This window comes from Bradyrhizobium sp. USDA 4474 (genome assembly GCF_054057515.1).
In genome coordinates this window covers 447,333-460,924 of sequence record NZ_JBSRZJ010000002.1, presented here as the reverse complement: position 1 = coordinate 460,924, position 13,592 = coordinate 447,333, and the positions used below count along the sequence as shown (strand labels likewise).

At 64.1% G+C, this 13,592-nt stretch carries 14 protein-coding genes; 8 read left to right on the top strand and 6 right to left on the bottom strand.

Annotation, left to right across the window (positions count from 1 at the left end; translation table 11 throughout):
- Positions 1-26 precede the first annotated feature (26 nt).
- Positions 27-680, bottom strand: a complete 654-nt coding sequence (locus ACVW16_RS03910) for a glutathione S-transferase family protein (RefSeq protein ID WP_456704061.1) — start codon at positions 678-680, stop codon at positions 27-29.
- A 181-nt stretch (positions 681-861) separates the two neighbouring features.
- On the opposite strand from ACVW16_RS03910, the gene ACVW16_RS03905 reads away from it, so the two are divergent.
- Positions 862-1,197: a twin-arginine translocation signal domain-containing protein gene (locus ACVW16_RS03905; RefSeq protein ID WP_456735432.1), complete on the top strand. Its 336-nt coding sequence runs from the start codon at positions 862-864 to the stop codon at positions 1,195-1,197.
- 85 nt (positions 1,198-1,282) lie between these two features.
- Here ACVW16_RS03905 and ACVW16_RS03900 read toward each other — a convergent pair whose 3' ends face one another.
- The 3 genes from ACVW16_RS03900 to ACVW16_RS03890 form a co-directional block, all read right to left on the bottom strand.
- A complete protein-coding gene (locus tag ACVW16_RS03900; RefSeq protein ID WP_456735431.1) occupies positions 1,283-1,528 on the bottom strand; it encodes a GCG_CRPN prefix-to-repeats domain-containing protein in 246 nt (81 codons plus the stop codon).
- Between the two features lie 187 nt (positions 1,529-1,715).
- A complete protein-coding gene (locus ACVW16_RS03895) occupies positions 1,716-2,723 on the bottom strand; it encodes an alpha/beta fold hydrolase (protein ID WP_456735430.1) in 1,008 nt (335 codons plus the stop codon).
- A 48-nt stretch (positions 2,724-2,771) separates the two neighbouring features.
- The gene (locus ACVW16_RS03890; RefSeq protein ID WP_177243638.1) at positions 2,772-3,470 is read right to left on the bottom strand and encodes an ArsR family transcriptional regulator; all 699 of its coding nucleotides are present in this window, start codon (positions 3,468-3,470) and stop codon (positions 2,772-2,774) included.
- A gap of 175 nt (positions 3,471-3,645) precedes the next feature.
- On the opposite strand from ACVW16_RS03890, the gene ACVW16_RS03885 reads away from it, so the two are divergent.
- From ACVW16_RS03885 to ACVW16_RS03875, 3 genes are read left to right on the top strand one after another with little or no spacing between them, the layout of a single operon-like run.
- Complete coding sequence (locus tag ACVW16_RS03885) at positions 3,646-3,954, top strand: NIPSNAP family protein (protein ID WP_456735429.1); 309 nt, start codon at positions 3,646-3,648, stop codon at positions 3,952-3,954.
- A gap of 24 nt (positions 3,955-3,978) precedes the next feature.
- A complete protein-coding gene (locus ACVW16_RS03880; RefSeq protein WP_456735428.1) occupies positions 3,979-4,329 on the top strand; it encodes an antibiotic biosynthesis monooxygenase family protein in 351 nt (116 codons plus the stop codon).
- A 51-nt stretch (positions 4,330-4,380) separates the two neighbouring features.
- Positions 4,381-5,190 carry an isocitrate lyase/PEP mutase family protein gene (locus ACVW16_RS03875; protein WP_456735427.1) on the top strand — a complete coding sequence of 270 codons (810 nt, stop codon included), beginning with the start codon at positions 4,381-4,383 and terminating at the stop codon, positions 5,188-5,190.
- 60 nt (positions 5,191-5,250) lie between these two features.
- Here ACVW16_RS03875 and ACVW16_RS03870 read toward each other — a convergent pair whose 3' ends face one another.
- On the bottom strand, positions 5,251-5,679 hold the full coding sequence (locus tag ACVW16_RS03870) for a hypothetical protein (protein ID WP_456704054.1): 429 nt from the start codon (positions 5,677-5,679) through the stop codon (positions 5,251-5,253).
- 165 nt (positions 5,680-5,844) lie between these two features.
- Here ACVW16_RS03870 and ACVW16_RS03865 point away from each other — a divergent pair, with 165 nt between their 5' ends.
- On the top strand, positions 5,845-6,489 hold the full coding sequence (locus ACVW16_RS03865; protein WP_456704053.1) for a trimeric intracellular cation channel family protein: 645 nt from the start codon (positions 5,845-5,847) through the stop codon (positions 6,487-6,489).
- A gap of 70 nt (positions 6,490-6,559) precedes the next feature.
- On the opposite strand, the gene ACVW16_RS03860 is transcribed toward ACVW16_RS03865, so the two are convergent.
- A complete protein-coding gene (locus ACVW16_RS03860; protein WP_456704052.1) occupies positions 6,560-7,762 on the bottom strand; it encodes a c-type cytochrome in 1,203 nt (400 codons plus the stop codon).
- 280 nt (positions 7,763-8,042) lie between these two features.
- Between ACVW16_RS03860 and ACVW16_RS03855 the strand changes: the two genes are divergently transcribed.
- From ACVW16_RS03855 to ACVW16_RS03845, 3 genes are all read left to right on the top strand, one after another.
- On the top strand, positions 8,043-11,534 hold the full coding sequence (locus ACVW16_RS03855; RefSeq protein ID WP_456738613.1) for an indolepyruvate ferredoxin oxidoreductase family protein: 3,492 nt from the start codon (positions 8,043-8,045) through the stop codon (positions 11,532-11,534).
- 459 nt (positions 11,535-11,993) lie between these two features.
- Positions 11,994-13,151, top strand: a complete 1,158-nt coding sequence (locus ACVW16_RS03850) for a thiolase domain-containing protein (protein WP_456735426.1) — start codon at positions 11,994-11,996, stop codon at positions 13,149-13,151.
- A complete protein-coding gene (locus tag ACVW16_RS03845; RefSeq protein ID WP_456735425.1) occupies positions 13,151-13,540 on the top strand; it encodes a Zn-ribbon domain-containing OB-fold protein in 390 nt (129 codons plus the stop codon). The genes ACVW16_RS03850 and ACVW16_RS03845 overlap by 1 nt, the downstream gene beginning before the upstream one ends.
- Positions 13,541-13,592: the final 52 nt, after the last annotated feature.

Sequence of the window (13,592 nt, the reverse complement as noted above, 5' to 3'; positions counted from 1 at the left end):
ACATCGGGTTAACGATGTGCGGCAGGTCACATCCCGCGCGCCTTATCCGCTGCGGCGAAGTGCGCCATCTGATCGGCGTGGGCCTTTGCGAACGCCGGACGGCCTATCGCGCGCGCGACGTAGGCGCGGCAGGCGGGGCTGTCGGCCAGCCCGTCGAATTGATCGACGACGCGCAGGACGTCCGACATCAGGATGTCGGCGGCGGAGAACGATCCGGCCAGCCATTCGCGGCCGGCCAGCACCGGCTCGAGATGCTTGAGGCGGAGCTTCAGGAAGTCGTCGACGAATTTCCATGCCGCCGTATCGGTTGGGTGGCGCATGAACTTCGACATCGTCCACGGCAGGCTTGCCATCTCGACCGAGTTGAGCGCGGCGAACAGCCATTCAGTGGCTTCGCTGCGGCCGCGCCGATCTGATGGCATCAGTTTCGGGCTGAGCCCGCCGAGATGCAGCAGGATCGCGCCGCTCTCGAAGATCGAAAGGTCGCCGTCGGTCAGCCATGGCACCTGGCCGAACGGCTGGTGCACAAGATGTTCTGCGCCGCGGTCGTTGAATGGCGTGCTGGCAACGCGATAGGGCAGTCCAGCCTCTTCGAGCGCCCAGCGGACCCTGAGATCGCGCACATAGCCGCGCGGTGGCGGGGGAACCCAGTCGTAGGTGATCAAGGTGAGGTCGACCATGCAGTGTCTCCATGCTGTCTCGAGCCTAGGACGGATGGAGCCGGCACGTTCCGACAGGCCTGCGATGTTTTTTCGCCAAGCGCAGACCCGTCGAATCTGAACGGTTGATTCAGCCGCAGTTCATGTCGCCGCCGCGACAATTCCTCTGCATCACTTGATCGATGAATCGGAGGATTGAGTCATGGAGCGCCGGAACTTTTTGAAACTTGCATTCGGTGTCGCGGCGGCAACTGCCGCGTTCACCGCCGCCGCACAGGCCGCGCCGCTGGCGCCGCGGGCGCTGGGGAACGGCAGCATGCCATCAGCCAATCCGGACGCTCATCCCGCCGTCACCACCAGTGAGGAAGTAGCAGAGCTCAAGCCCGAGCAGGTGCGCTGGGGGCACGGCCACTGGCATCACCGTCACTGGGGCTGGCATCACCGTCACTGGGGCTGGCGTCACCGGCACTGGGGTTGGCATCACCGGCACTGGGGTTGGCGCCGTCGCTGGCACCGTCGCCATTGGCGCCACTGGTAAGGGCAGCGCCTGGACTGAAAAAGGGGATCGCGATTGCGATCCCCTTTTGGTTTGGGCCATTCACCGATATTGACCGCGCGAAAGATCAGAACGGACGGCAGCGGCCGGCGTACCAGCGGAAGCCGTAGGGGCAAACGCGCGGACGCACCACGACAACAGGCGGGGCGACCACGACAGGCGCGGGGGCGACGACGACGGGACCGCGCATGGGACGGCAGCCGCCATAGGGGCCGCGGTACCAGCCCGGGCCGCAACCACCGGCGGCGCCGGCCGCCTCGCTGAAGCCGACGACCGCACTGGCGAGCATCACGGCGGCAAAGAGATATTTCATCCGATCTTCCTTCTGGTCCTCGGGAGCAAGTTCTCGGGCAGGGTTTTGCGCTTGCGGCGCACAAGGACGCGATTTGACACATTGATTTGGACACGTGCCGTCACGTTGCGATCCAAGCCTGCCAATCATGACGTGAATGCGGCATGAACATTTCTCGCGTGCTGCCTGAAGCGACAATTCGGCGTCGCTAGCGACCGAGAAAGCCCAGCACCAATTCCTTGTACTTCCCGGGCGCTTCCAGGAAGACGAGGTGACCGGTATCCGGAATAATCTCGGCGCGCGCATTCGGCATCTTCGCAGCAAACGCCGTTGCGAGCTCGGCATTCTGCCCCATCTTTGCGCGCAAGGCTTCCGGCGCATTCGGCCGGCCCGGCGCGTTGTGGTCGTCGGCGCCCATGATGAACAGCGTCGGCTCGGTGATCTCAGCAATCTCGTGCGCAACCGGCTCGCGATAGATCATCTGCCCGGAAGAGACGAAGGCGCGCAGCCAGCGCGGGTAATCGGGGCTGCCCTTGATGTTGAAGCGGGCATCGATGAACGGCGTGATCGCCTCTGATGGCAGCTTGATCGCGTAGTTGGTCTGCAGCTGCTTGCGATAGCCATCGGCGGTGAGCTTGTCCTCGCTCTCGATGATCTTCTCGGTCGGCGTTGGCGGCACGTAGAGGCGGTAATCTTCGAGCCCGATCGGCGCGGTCAGCACGAGATGGGAGACGCGGTCGGGATAGGCGCGGGCGATGCGCACCCCCAGCATGCCGCCGAGTGAATGCGCGATGATGTCGGCCTTGTCGATTTTGAGGTGATCGAGCAGCGCGATGGAGTTGCGCGCCAGATTATCGAAATGCAGTTCGCCTACAGGCTTGGACGATTTGCCGAAGCCGATCTGGTCGGGCACCACGACGCGGTAGCCGGCCTCGTTCAGCATCTTGATGACATCGGCCCAATAACTCGACGGAAAATTGCGACCGTGCAGCAGCACCACGGTGCGCCCGTTCGGCTGCTCCGGCGCGATGTCCATGTAGGCCATGCTGAGCTGCTCGCCGTCGTTGACGACAGGCAGCAGATGCACGGGGTAGGGATAGGCAAAGCCCTCGAGCGAGATGCCATAGGGTTCGCGTTGCGGCGTGTCGGCGGCGCGGGCGGTGAGGGGAAAAGCGAGCAGGGCGGCGATGAGCGCGGCCGGCAGGATGGGGAACATGGGGGTCTCCGTTCACACGCGGTCGTGTGCTGCCACGCCAGGCCGTGATCAGTCCTTGCCGTTGCCGAACAGCACCGCAAACTGCTTCTCGCCGGTGCGGGTGAAATTCACCACGCGGCTGCCGGGCGTGGCGTCGCGCGCGGCCCATTTCAGCTCGGCAAACCGCTGCATCATCGCGGCACCCAGGGTTCCGGCGAGATGGTGGCGCCGCTCGCTCCAGTCGAGACAGGCTTTGCAGACCGGGCGGCGCGGATGGCTGAGCATCTCCGATGAAATCTGCAAATTCTTGGCGAGGAAGCGCTCGCCTTCCGCCGTCAGCTCGATCTCCTGCTTCTTCTGCTTCACCAGGTTTCGTGCACGCAGGCTGTCGAGCATCTGCACGCCGAGATCGCCGGCGAGGTGGTCGTAGCAGATCCGCGCGCGCCGCAGCGCCGGATCCTTCGGCCCGGTGCGCACGCGCATATGGCCGGTGCGCGCAGCAAGCCCTGCAAGCCCTTCGAGCACGCCGGCGACATCGTCGTCGGTGAGGCGGTAGTAGCGGTGGCGGCCCTGCTTCTCCGGCTCGACCAGCCCGCCGGCCTCCAGCTTCGAGAGATGCGAGCTCGCCGTCTGTGGGGTGATGCCGGCCTCCTGCGCGAGCTCGCTCGCGGTGAGCGCGCGTCCGTTCATCAGCGCCGTGAGCATATTGGCGCGGGCGGGATCGCCGACCAGCGCGGCGACCATGGCAATGTCGGGTCCTGATTTCATGCTTCGATCGTAGCCGAAGCATTGTAGCCGGGCAAGCGCGTAGTTTCTCGCCATCTCGCCATTTGCGAGGAACCCGTGATGAATTGCGAAGCAATTTGCACTGGTGCCGATGCAATCCAAACTCTTCCCGGATTGCTTCGCTGCGCTCGCAATGACGGAGGAAACAGGAGAGCCCATGTCCGTCACAGTTTTCATCCGCTATCAGCTTGATCCCTTCAAGCGTGCGCAGTTCGAGGATTATTCGAAGCGCTGGCTCGCGATCATCCCGAAATGCGGCGGCGACCTGATCGGCTATTTCATGCCGCATGAGGGTACCAACAACATCGCGTTCGCGCTGGTCACCTTTGAAAGCCTCGCCGCCTACGAAGCTTATCGCGCGCGGCTGCGGCACGATGCCGAGGCGATGGCGAACTTCCATTTTGCCGAGGACAACAAATTCATCCTCGCGGAGGAGCGCACCTTCCTGCGCAAGGTGGTAATGTAGGTTACCAACATCAAGGAGACTGCCATGATCGCCGTGATCTTCGAAGTCTGGCCCAAGCCCGAGCACTGCCAGACTTATTTCGACCTCGCGGCCGATCTGAAGCCGATCCTGCAGGCCATCGACGGCTTCATCTCGGTTGAGCGGTTCGAAAGCCTGACTGAGAAGGGCAAGTTCCTGTCGTTATCGTTCTGGCGCGATGAGGCCGCAGTGCAGGCCTGGCGCAACACAATGGAGCACAGGCGCACCCAGGCCAAAGGCAGGGCGACGATCTTCGCCGACTATCACCTGCGCATCGCCAGCGTCGTCAGGGACTACGGCATGAATGATCGCGAGCAGGCGCCGAAGGACAGCCGCGCGGTGCACGACGCGCACTAGCGCTGTCGAGCGCGCAACCCCATCTGTGCGCAGCCAACACGGGAGAGAAACATGCATGTGACAACTGCAGACAAGCGCGCAACATTCAGGAAGATGCACGAGAGCGGATGCTTCATTCTGCCCAATCCCGTCGATGTCGGGAGCGCCAAGGCGTTGCAGCATCTCGGTTTCAAGGCCATTGCGTCGTCGAGCGCGGGCTTTGCCTGGACCATCGGCAAGGCCGACAACCGCGTCACCGTCGAGGACGTGTGTCAGCATCTGGCAGCATTGAGCTCGTCTGTCGACATTCCCGTGAACGCGGATTTCGAGGGCGGCTTCGCGGTCGAGCCGGACAAGGTCGCGGAAAATGTCGCGCGCGGCGTGCGCACCGGCGTCGCGGGCCTGTCGATCGAGGATTCCACCGGCGACAAGGACAAGCCGATCTATGAGCGCGCGCTCGCGGTCGAGCGCATCAAGGCCTCGCGCAAGGCGATCGGCGACAGCGGTACGCTGCTGGTCGGCCGCTGCGAGGCGTATCTCTGGGGCGTGACCGATCTCAAGCTCGTCATCGACCGGCTGACCGCTTACGCGGATGCTGGCGCCGACTGTCTCTATGCGCCGGGCCTGAAGACGCGCGAGGACATCGCCGCCGTGGTGAAGGCCGTCGCACCCAAGCCGTTCAACCTGCTGATCGGCGCGGCTGGCCTGTCGTTGAAGGAAGCCGAGGATCTCGGCGTGCGCCGCATCAGTGTCGGCGGCTCGCTCGCCCGCGCCGCCTGGGGCGGCTTCATGCGCGCGGCGAAGGAGATGGCGGAGAAGGGCACCTTCACCGAGCTCGGCACCGGCTATTCCGGCGGCGAGCTCAACAAGATGTTCGGATAGATCCATACGGAAGCGGCGGGACCTTTCGATCCCGCCGCTGTCGCTTCGTGTTGCAAATTGTTACTTCGCGCCGTCGGACGGGGTCTGCGTATCCGGTGCCGCCTTTGCCGCAGGCGTATCCGGGGCCGGTGCGGCCGGCTTGCTGGAGGCGGCGCCCGTGGTCACGCCCGGTGCGGTGTTGTTACGCGGGGTCACGTCCCGCATGCCGGGAGGCGCGGCCGGGTTGGCCGGAGCCGTCTGCTGCGCGGTCTGCGTCGCAGGCGTATTGCTCGCCTGGTTGCCCGTGCTGGAGTTGTTCAAGCCATAGAACACGGCACCCAGCACCAGGGCGATCGCCACCGCGAACAGCGCAACCTTGCCGCTGGAGGCGGGGCCTTCGCCGAGCTCAGGATCGACCTGAAGGTCGGCATCCCGGCGCGCCGCGCGAAGATACTCATCGTCGGCGAGGTTCGGGCGGTACGGATCGTTGGGAAAACGGTCGTCTGCCATCGATTGGGTCTCCTCGTTGTTACGCCGTGACAACCCTCGGCTGCGAGATTCTGTTCCGCCCCTCTTATGCTTTCGTCGGATGTTGCCCTCTCATGAGGAATCGGGAACCTGTTCCTCAGGAGCCGGTGGACCCGGGTTCCATGGCCGCAACGAGGGAACTGACCGATGTGGAGCTTGCCGCCAACCGACAGCGTGCTGCATCTTCTCGCGTATATCGCCATCTCGGCGGAGGGCATGACGGCAGCATTGGCGGCCGGCAGACGCAGCATGGATTATGTGGGTGTCTGCCTTCTCGCCTGTGTCACGGCGCTTGGCGGGGGTACGCTGCGCGACTTGTTTCTCGGTCACTACCCGCTGGTCTGGGTTGCAAATCCGGTCTACCTGGCGCTACCGGGCGGTTCGGCGCTCGTGACGATCCTGATGGCGCGACTCGTGCATCGGCTGCACGTCGCCTTCATCGTGCTGGATGCCATCGGCCTCGTCGTCTTCACCATGATCGGCTGCAACGTCGCCTGGCAGATGGATGCCTCGCTGCCGATCGTCATCGTTTCGGGCATGGTGACCGGCTGCGCCGGCGGTGTGTTGCGCGACGTGCTCTGCAACGATGTCCCGCTGCTGTTTCGCTCCGAGCTCTATGCCAGCGTTTCAGTCGTGACGGGACTATTCTACGCGACTGCATTCGGCCTCGAGCTCAACGCCGAGCTCTGGACGATCCTGACCTTCGTGCTCGGCCTCGGCTTCCGTCTGCTTGCGGTGCGCTACAAATGGGAGATGCCGAAATTCGTGTTCACGGGAGATGAGGAGCGGTGAGCGCTGTCGCGCGCGAATGGCCAATTGCGAATGGATCCGCCATTCGCCGTTCACTTTTCCCATTCGTTCCTCAATTGCGCGCCTTCGCGACCTGCTCCGGCGTCACCAGCGGGCCGGCATTGCCCCAGGAGTTGCGGATGTAGTTCACCACAGCCGCGATCTCCTCATCCGACAATTGCCTGGCATAGGCCGGCATCTCGCCTGTGTTCGGCGCCCGCGGCGTCGTCACGGTGTGCGCGCCGTCGAGAATGACGCGCAAGGTGGAGGATGGATTGATCGATTGCAGCAGCGCGTTGCCCGGCAGCGGCGGATAGATGCGCGGCGCTCCGGTGCCGTCGGCTTCGTGGCAGGCGATGCAGAACTTTGCATAGACCGCCTGGCCGGCTTTCATCTCGCTCTCGTCAGGCGGCGTCACGATGGTCTCGCGGCGCGCCGGCGGCAGGCCCTTCAGGTAAACCGCGATGGCACGCACATCGGCATCGCTCATCTTCGAGGTCGAATTGACGATCACCTCGGCCATCGGGCCGCCGGCATGGCTCCGGGCATTGCGGCCGCTCTGTAGATATTCGGTGATGTCCTCGGCGCTCCACGATTGCAGCCCGCTGCGCGCGGCGCCATCGAGACGCGGCGCGTACCAGCCGTCGAGCTCGCTGCCGGTCAGCGCCTGCGCGCTCTTGTCCGCACCGAAGTAGTTCTTCGGCGTGTGGCAGGCGCCGCAATGTCCGGGTCCGGTGACGAGATAGCCGCCCCTGTTCCACGTCGCGCTCTTGCTCTGGTCCGGCTCGAACAGGCCGGGCGTGAAGAACAGCAAGTTCCAGCCGCGCATCAGGACGCGATAATTGAGGGGCCAACGCAGCTCCGGCGGCTTGTTGCGGCTGACGACAGGTGCGAGCGTGCCGAGATAGGCGCGGATTGCCAGCGTGTCGTCCTTGGTCATCTTCGTGAAGTAGGGGTAGGGAAAGGCCGGGTAGTAAAGCGAGCCGTCAGGCGCGGTGCCGGTGCGCAGGGCGCGGGTGAAATTATCGTCGCTCCAGGCGCCGATCCCGGTCTCGCGATCAGGTGTCAGGTTCGGCGCATAGATCGCGCCGAACGGCGTGTCGATGCGTTTGCCCCCGGCGAACGGCTTTGCCGGATCGGCTGTGTGGCAGCCCGCGCAGTCGCCGGCCTCGACCAGCGTCTTGCCGGCGGCGATCAGCTCGGGCGACGGCTCGGCGGCAACTGCCGCGCGCGCAATCGCACTGCACAAGATCAGGCCCGCCAGAATCCCCCGCATCCTCGACCCTTCTTGCTGCGACTCATCGCCCATTCGCATCATACGGGCGTCACGTCATTTCGCGACGGCGGGCTATGGTGACACAAATTGAAAATCGCCAATGCCTTTCCGGCCACGAAATTGCGTTTTTTTCCCGCCGCCGCGGCAGGCCCAGATTTGTGATGCTTTGCGTTGAATATCCGACATAGAGTGGCGGCGATGGTCGGCGCGCCCTAGCTAAAAACAACGGGCAGGCAACGGCTTAAGCAGCCAACGCTCAAAAGGGCGGAAGAGGACAACGATGGGCATCAACCAGGGTCCGATCAGTCTCGATCAGAAATACACCCAGGACACCGGTCATATTTTCACGACGGGCATCCAGGCGCTGGTCCGTTTGCCGATGGCCCAGATTCGCCGCGACCGCGCCGCCGGCCTGAACACCGCGGGCTTCATCTCCGGCTATCGCGGCTCGCCGCTCGGCGGCTACGATCAGCAGCTCTTCGCCGCTCGCAAGCACCTCGAGCAGTACAACATCAAATTCCAGCCCGGCGTGAACGAGGATCTGGCGGCAACCGCGGTCTGGGGCTCGCAGCAGCTCAACCTCTCGCCCGGTGCGAAGTATGATGGTGTCGTGGGCATCTGGTACGGCAAGGGTCCGGGCGTCGACCGCTGCGGCGACGTCTTCCGCCACGGCAACGCGGCGGGCTCCGCCAAGAACGGCGGCGTGCTGTGCCTCGCCGGCGACGACCACGGCGCCAAATCCTCGACCGTCCCGCACCAGTCCGACCATGCCTTCATCTCGGCGCTGATGCCGTATCTCTATCCCTCGAGCATTCACGAGATGATCGAGATGGGCCTGCTCGGCATCGCGATGTCGCGCTATTCGGGCTGCTGGGTCGGCATGAAGGTGATCACGGAGACGGTGGAGACCACCGCCGAGATCGATCTCACCGACGAAATGAAGCCTTTCATCATCCCCCCGGATTTCGAGCTGCCGCCCGGCGGCCTCAATCTGCGCTGGCCCGACGATCGCTTCGAGCAGGACCGCCGCCTGCACGACTACAAGGGCTTTGCCGCGATCGCCTTTGCGCGCGCCAACAAGGTCAACCGCATCACCATGGATTCGCCGAACGCCCGATTCGGCATCATGGCCTCGGGCAAGAGCTACGAGGACGTCCGCCAGGCGCTGCGCGAGCTTGGGATTACCGAGCAGGTCGCCGCCAAGATAGGCCTTCGCCTCTACAAGATCGGCATGCCCTGGCCGCTGGAGCCGGAAGGCGTGCGCCAGTTCGCTGTCGGGCTGGAAGAGATCTTCATTGTCGAAGAGCGCCGCGAGATCGTCGAGAACCAGGTGAAGCAGGAGCTGTTCAACTGGCGGGACGACGTGCGCCCGCGCATCGTCGGCAAGATGGACGAGCACGACAAGCGCTTCCTGACCTTCGCCGCCGAGCTCAGCGTTGCCTCGCTTGCGACCTCGCTGACCGAGCGACTGCTTCGACTTGATCTCAACCCCGAGATCGCGGAGATGCTCCGCGCCAAGGCCGACTGGTTCAACGGCCGCCAGGCGTCCCAGATGATCCCCACGGCGCCTGTCTCCCGCACGCCGTATTTCTGCTCCGGCTGTCCTCACAACACATCGACAAAAGTCCCCGAAGGCAGCCGCGCCATGGCCGGCATCGGCTGTCACTTCATGGCGCTGTGGATGGACCGCTCGACCGAGACGTTCACCCATATGGGCGGCGAGGGCGTGCCGTGGGTCGGGATCGCGCCTTTCACCAACGAGAACCACATTTTCGCGAACCTCGGCGACGGGACCTATTTCCATTCGGGCATTCTGGCGATCCGGCAGGCGATCGCCTCCAAGGCCAACATCACCTACAAGATCCTCTACAACGATGCGGTGGCCATGACCGGCGGCCAGCGCCACGACGGCGATCTGTCGCCGCAGAAGATCATGGCCCAGCTGCACGCCGAGGGCATCAGCGAGATCTATCTCGTCTCGGAGAACCCCGATGCCTATCCGGCCGACACGATCGCGCCCGGCGTCAAGAAATATCACCGTGACGAACTGCAGAACGTCATGAAGATGTGCCGCGAGTACAAGGGCACTTCGGCGATCGTCTTCGTGCAGACCTGCGCCGCCGAAAAGCGCCGCCGCCGCAAGCGCGGCCTGATGGAAGATCCGGCGCGCCGGGTCATGATCAACCCGGCCGTTTGCGAGGGCTGCGGCGATTGCTCGGTGCAATCGAATTGCATCTCGGTCGAGCCGCTGGAGACCGAGTTCGGCCGCAAGCGCGCCATCAACCAGTCGTCCTGCAACAAGGATTATTCCTGCCTGAAGGGTTTTTGCCCGTCCTTCGTCACCATCGACGGCGGCGCGCCACGGCACCGAGCGCCGGCCGATCTCGGCGATATCGGCGCGATTCCCGAGCCGGCGTCGCGGCCGGCGCTCGACAAGCCCTACAACATCGCGGTCGGCGGCGTCGGCGGCACCGGTGTGCTCACCATCGGTGCGCTGCTCGGAATGGCCGCGCACATCGAAGGCAAGGCCTCGATGATCCTCGACATGTCCGGCCTTGCGCAGAAGGGCGGCGCGGTGCTGAGCCACGTGCGCCTCTCCGATCACCCGGCCGAGGTGACCTGCTCGCGCATCGTCACCGGTACGGCCGATGTCGTGCTCGCCGCCGACGAGGTGGTCGCAGTCGCCAAGGACACGATCTCGCTCTGCGATAGCACCCGCACCCGCGGCATCATCAACAGCCACCTGATCCCGACCGCCGACTTCGTCCTCAACCGCGACTTCGATTTCCAGACCCGCAAGCTGAACGGACTGTTAGAGACGGCGCTGCACAAGGATTCCGTGTTCTTCGACTTCACCAAGCCCGCGGAGCAGCTGCTCGGCGACAGCATCGCCACCAACATGATGATGATGGGCTATGCCTATCAGAAGGGACTGTTCCCGCTGTCGGCGGAAGCGATCGAGCAGGCAATCGAGGTCAACGGCGTCGCGATCAAGATGAACAAGGAAGCCTTCCGCCTCGGCCGCCTCGCGGTCGCGGATCCGGCACGCCTCGCCGAGATGCTGAAGGGCACGGACGAGGTCGCAGCGCCCAAGACACTGGATGCCATGACGCTCGACGAAGTCATCGAGCATCGCGTCAAGCATCTCACCGCCTACCAGAACGGCCGCCTGGCCAAGCGCTATCGCAAGTTGGTTGACCAGGTCCGTGATGCCGCGGTGAAGGGCGGCTACGGCGATGCGCTGCCGCGCGCAGTCGCGGTCAACTATGCAAAGCTGCTCGCTTACAAGGACGAGTACGAAGTCGCGCGCCTCTTCACCGACGGCGCCTTCGCAAAACAGCTCAGCGACCAGTTCGAGGGCGACTACAAGTTCAGCTTCAACCTAGCCCCACCGATTTTGGCGAGCGGCGTCGATGCGCTGGGTCGTCCGAAGAAGCGCGCCTTCGGCCCGTGGATGCTGAAGGTGTTCGGTGTGCTGGCGAAGCTCAAATTCCTCCGCGGCACGCCGCTCGACATCTTCGGCCGCAGCGCCGACCGCAAGCTCGAGCGCGATCTGATCGTCGGCTACGAGAAGGACGTCGCCACCGTGCTGGGCCTGTTGTCGCCGGTCACGATCGATACCTCGGTCGAACTGCTCTCGCTGCCCGACCGCATCCGCGGCTACGGCCCGGTGAAGGAGAAGGCCGTCGCCGACGCCAAGGCCCGTTACGCCCAGCTCGCCGCCGATTTGGCGAGCCCGCCGCCAGCGCCAAGGCAGATTGCGGCGGAGTAGGGCGGTCTGGTGGGGCGGATTAGCCAAGCGTGATCCGCCACGCCAGCTGCCGCGGAGGCCAAATCGGCGAATTACGCCTCCGGCTAATCCGCGCTGCGATTTATCCTTTTAAATCAACCACTGTTCTACTGTGCATGGGGTTGTTTTTCGAACGCGGGCCCATTTTTCGATCAAACGAAAATTGCTTGTGCCGTCGGGCTGAACACCGTTGGGATTTCCGCTGCCTCTTCCGTCATTGCGGGCGCAGCGAAGCAATCCAGAAATACACCCGCGGAGAAAGTCCTGGATTGCTTCGCTGCGCTCGCAGGACGGCGCGGGAGCAGAGCGGCCCTCCATGACCGACCTCGCTTGCGCCCACCCGCTGTCCTCTCGCCCGACGGAATATTTCCGCGCTTGCCAATCCGCCCGGTGCGGTTCAGAAAAAAGAGCCAAGAAGAAACGCGAGCGGAGACCTCTGTTTTGACCATCAAGGGCAAGGCCTACATTGCCGGGATCTACGAGCACCCGACCCGGCATGCGCCGGACAAATCCACCGCCCAGCTCCACGCCGAGGTCGCCAAGGGGGCGATCGAGGATGCCGGGATCAGCAAGGACGATGTCGACGGCTATTTCTGCGCGGGCGATGCGCCCGGGGGCGCGTGGCCGATGGTCGATTATCTCGGTCTCAACACGAAAAAACTTCGTCACGTCGATTCCACGGAGACCGGTGGTTGTTCCTACATCATCCACCTTGGCCATGCGGCTGAAGCAATCGCGGCGGGCAAGTGCTCGATCGCGCTGATCACGCTCGCCGGCAAGCCGCGCTCTGGCGTGATGCCGCCGCGGGCCGCCGGGGCCGAGCTCGATTTCGAATCCGCTTACGGCGCGACCACGCACAATGCCTATGGCATGTGTGCCATGCGCCACATGCACGACTATGGCACGACGAGCGAACAGCTCGCCTGGATCAAGGTCGCGGCCTCGCACCACGCGCAATACAATCCGCATGCGATGCTCAAGGACGTTGTGACCGTCGAGGATGTCCTGAACTCGCCGATGATCTCCGATCCCCTGCATCGCATGGACTGCTGCGTCGTCTCCGATGGCGGCGGCGCGCTGATCGTGACGACGCCCGAGATCGCCAGGACCCTGAAGAAGCCGCTGGTCAAGCTGATCGGCCATGGCGAGGCGATGAAGGGCCCGCGCGGCGGCAAGGACCTCGATCTCACATACTCGGCCGGCATCTGGTCCGGCCCGCGCGCGTTCGAGGAAGCCGGTATCACGCCGAAGGACATCAAATACGCCTCGATCTACGACAGCTTCACCATCACGGTGCTGATGCAGCTCGAGGACCTCGGCTTCTGCAAGAAGGGCGAGGGCGGCAAGTTCGTCGCCGACGGCAATCTGATTTCCGGGGTCGGCAAGCTGCCATTCAACACCGACGGTGGCGGCCTTTGCAGCAACCATCCCGTCAATCGCGGCGGCATGACCAAGATCATCGAGGCCGTCAGGCAGCTGCGCGGCGAGGCGCATCCGAAGGTGCAGGTCAAGAACTGCGATCTCGCCATCGCCCACGGCACCGGCGGTCTCTTGGGTGTCCGCCACGCCGCCTCGACGGCCATTCTGGAGCGCGTGTGATGAGCGAAGCAAGGAAGTATCCGGCCCCGGTGACCAATCCGGAAACCGCGGCCTTCTGGGACGCGGCCAGGCAGGGCAAGTTCATGATCAAGCGCTGCACCGCCTGCGGCGAAGCGCACTACTTCCCGCGCTCGATCTGTCCGTTCTGCTACTCCGACAAGACGGTATGGGAAGAGGCGTCGGGCGAGGGCACGATCTACACCTGGAGCCTGATGCGGAAGTCGCCGAGCGGTCCTTATGCCATCGGCTACGTCACGCTGAAGGAGGGCCCGTCGGTGCAAACCAATTTCGTCGACTGCGATATCGAGAAGCTGAAGATCGGTCAGAAGGTGAAGGTGGTGTTCAAGCCGACCGATGGGGCACCGCTGCCGTTCTTCACGCCGGTGTAGTTCTTACTTCCCTTCTCCCCTTGCGGGAGAAGGTGGCGCGAAGCACCGGATG

Coding starts and splice junctions, on each gene's coding strand:
- ACVW16_RS03900 (WP_456735431.1), bottom strand. CDS start 1,528: ATGAAATATCTCTTTGCCGCCGTGATGCTCGCCAGTGCGGTCGTCGGC.
- ACVW16_RS03910 (WP_456704061.1), bottom strand. CDS start 680: ATGGTCGACCTCACCTTGATCACCTACGACTGGGTTCCCCCGCCACCG.
- ACVW16_RS03885 (WP_456735429.1), top strand. CDS start 3,646: ATGTCCGTCACAGTTTTCATCCGCTATCAGCTTGATCCCTTCAAGCGT.
- ACVW16_RS03855 (WP_456738613.1), top strand. CDS start 8,043: ATGGGCATCAACCAGGGTCCGATCAGTCTCGATCAGAAATACACCCAG.
- ACVW16_RS03895 (WP_456735430.1), bottom strand. CDS start 2,723: ATGTTCCCCATCCTGCCGGCCGCGCTCATCGCCGCCCTGCTCGCTTTT.
- ACVW16_RS03845 (WP_456735425.1), top strand. CDS start 13,151: ATGAGCGAAGCAAGGAAGTATCCGGCCCCGGTGACCAATCCGGAAACC.
- ACVW16_RS03880 (WP_456735428.1), top strand. CDS start 3,979: ATGATCGCCGTGATCTTCGAAGTCTGGCCCAAGCCCGAGCACTGCCAG.
- ACVW16_RS03875 (WP_456735427.1), top strand. CDS start 4,381: ATGCATGTGACAACTGCAGACAAGCGCGCAACATTCAGGAAGATGCAC.
- ACVW16_RS03890 (WP_177243638.1), bottom strand. CDS start 3,470: ATGAAATCAGGACCCGACATTGCCATGGTCGCCGCGCTGGTCGGCGAT.
- ACVW16_RS03865 (WP_456704053.1), top strand. CDS start 5,845: ATGTGGAGCTTGCCGCCAACCGACAGCGTGCTGCATCTTCTCGCGTAT.
- ACVW16_RS03860 (WP_456704052.1), bottom strand. CDS start 7,762: ATGCGGGGGATTCTGGCGGGCCTGATCTTGTGCAGTGCGATTGCGCGC.
- ACVW16_RS03870 (WP_456704054.1), bottom strand. CDS start 5,679: ATGGCAGACGACCGTTTTCCCAACGATCCGTACCGCCCGAACCTCGCC.
- ACVW16_RS03905 (WP_456735432.1), top strand. CDS start 862: ATGGAGCGCCGGAACTTTTTGAAACTTGCATTCGGTGTCGCGGCGGCA.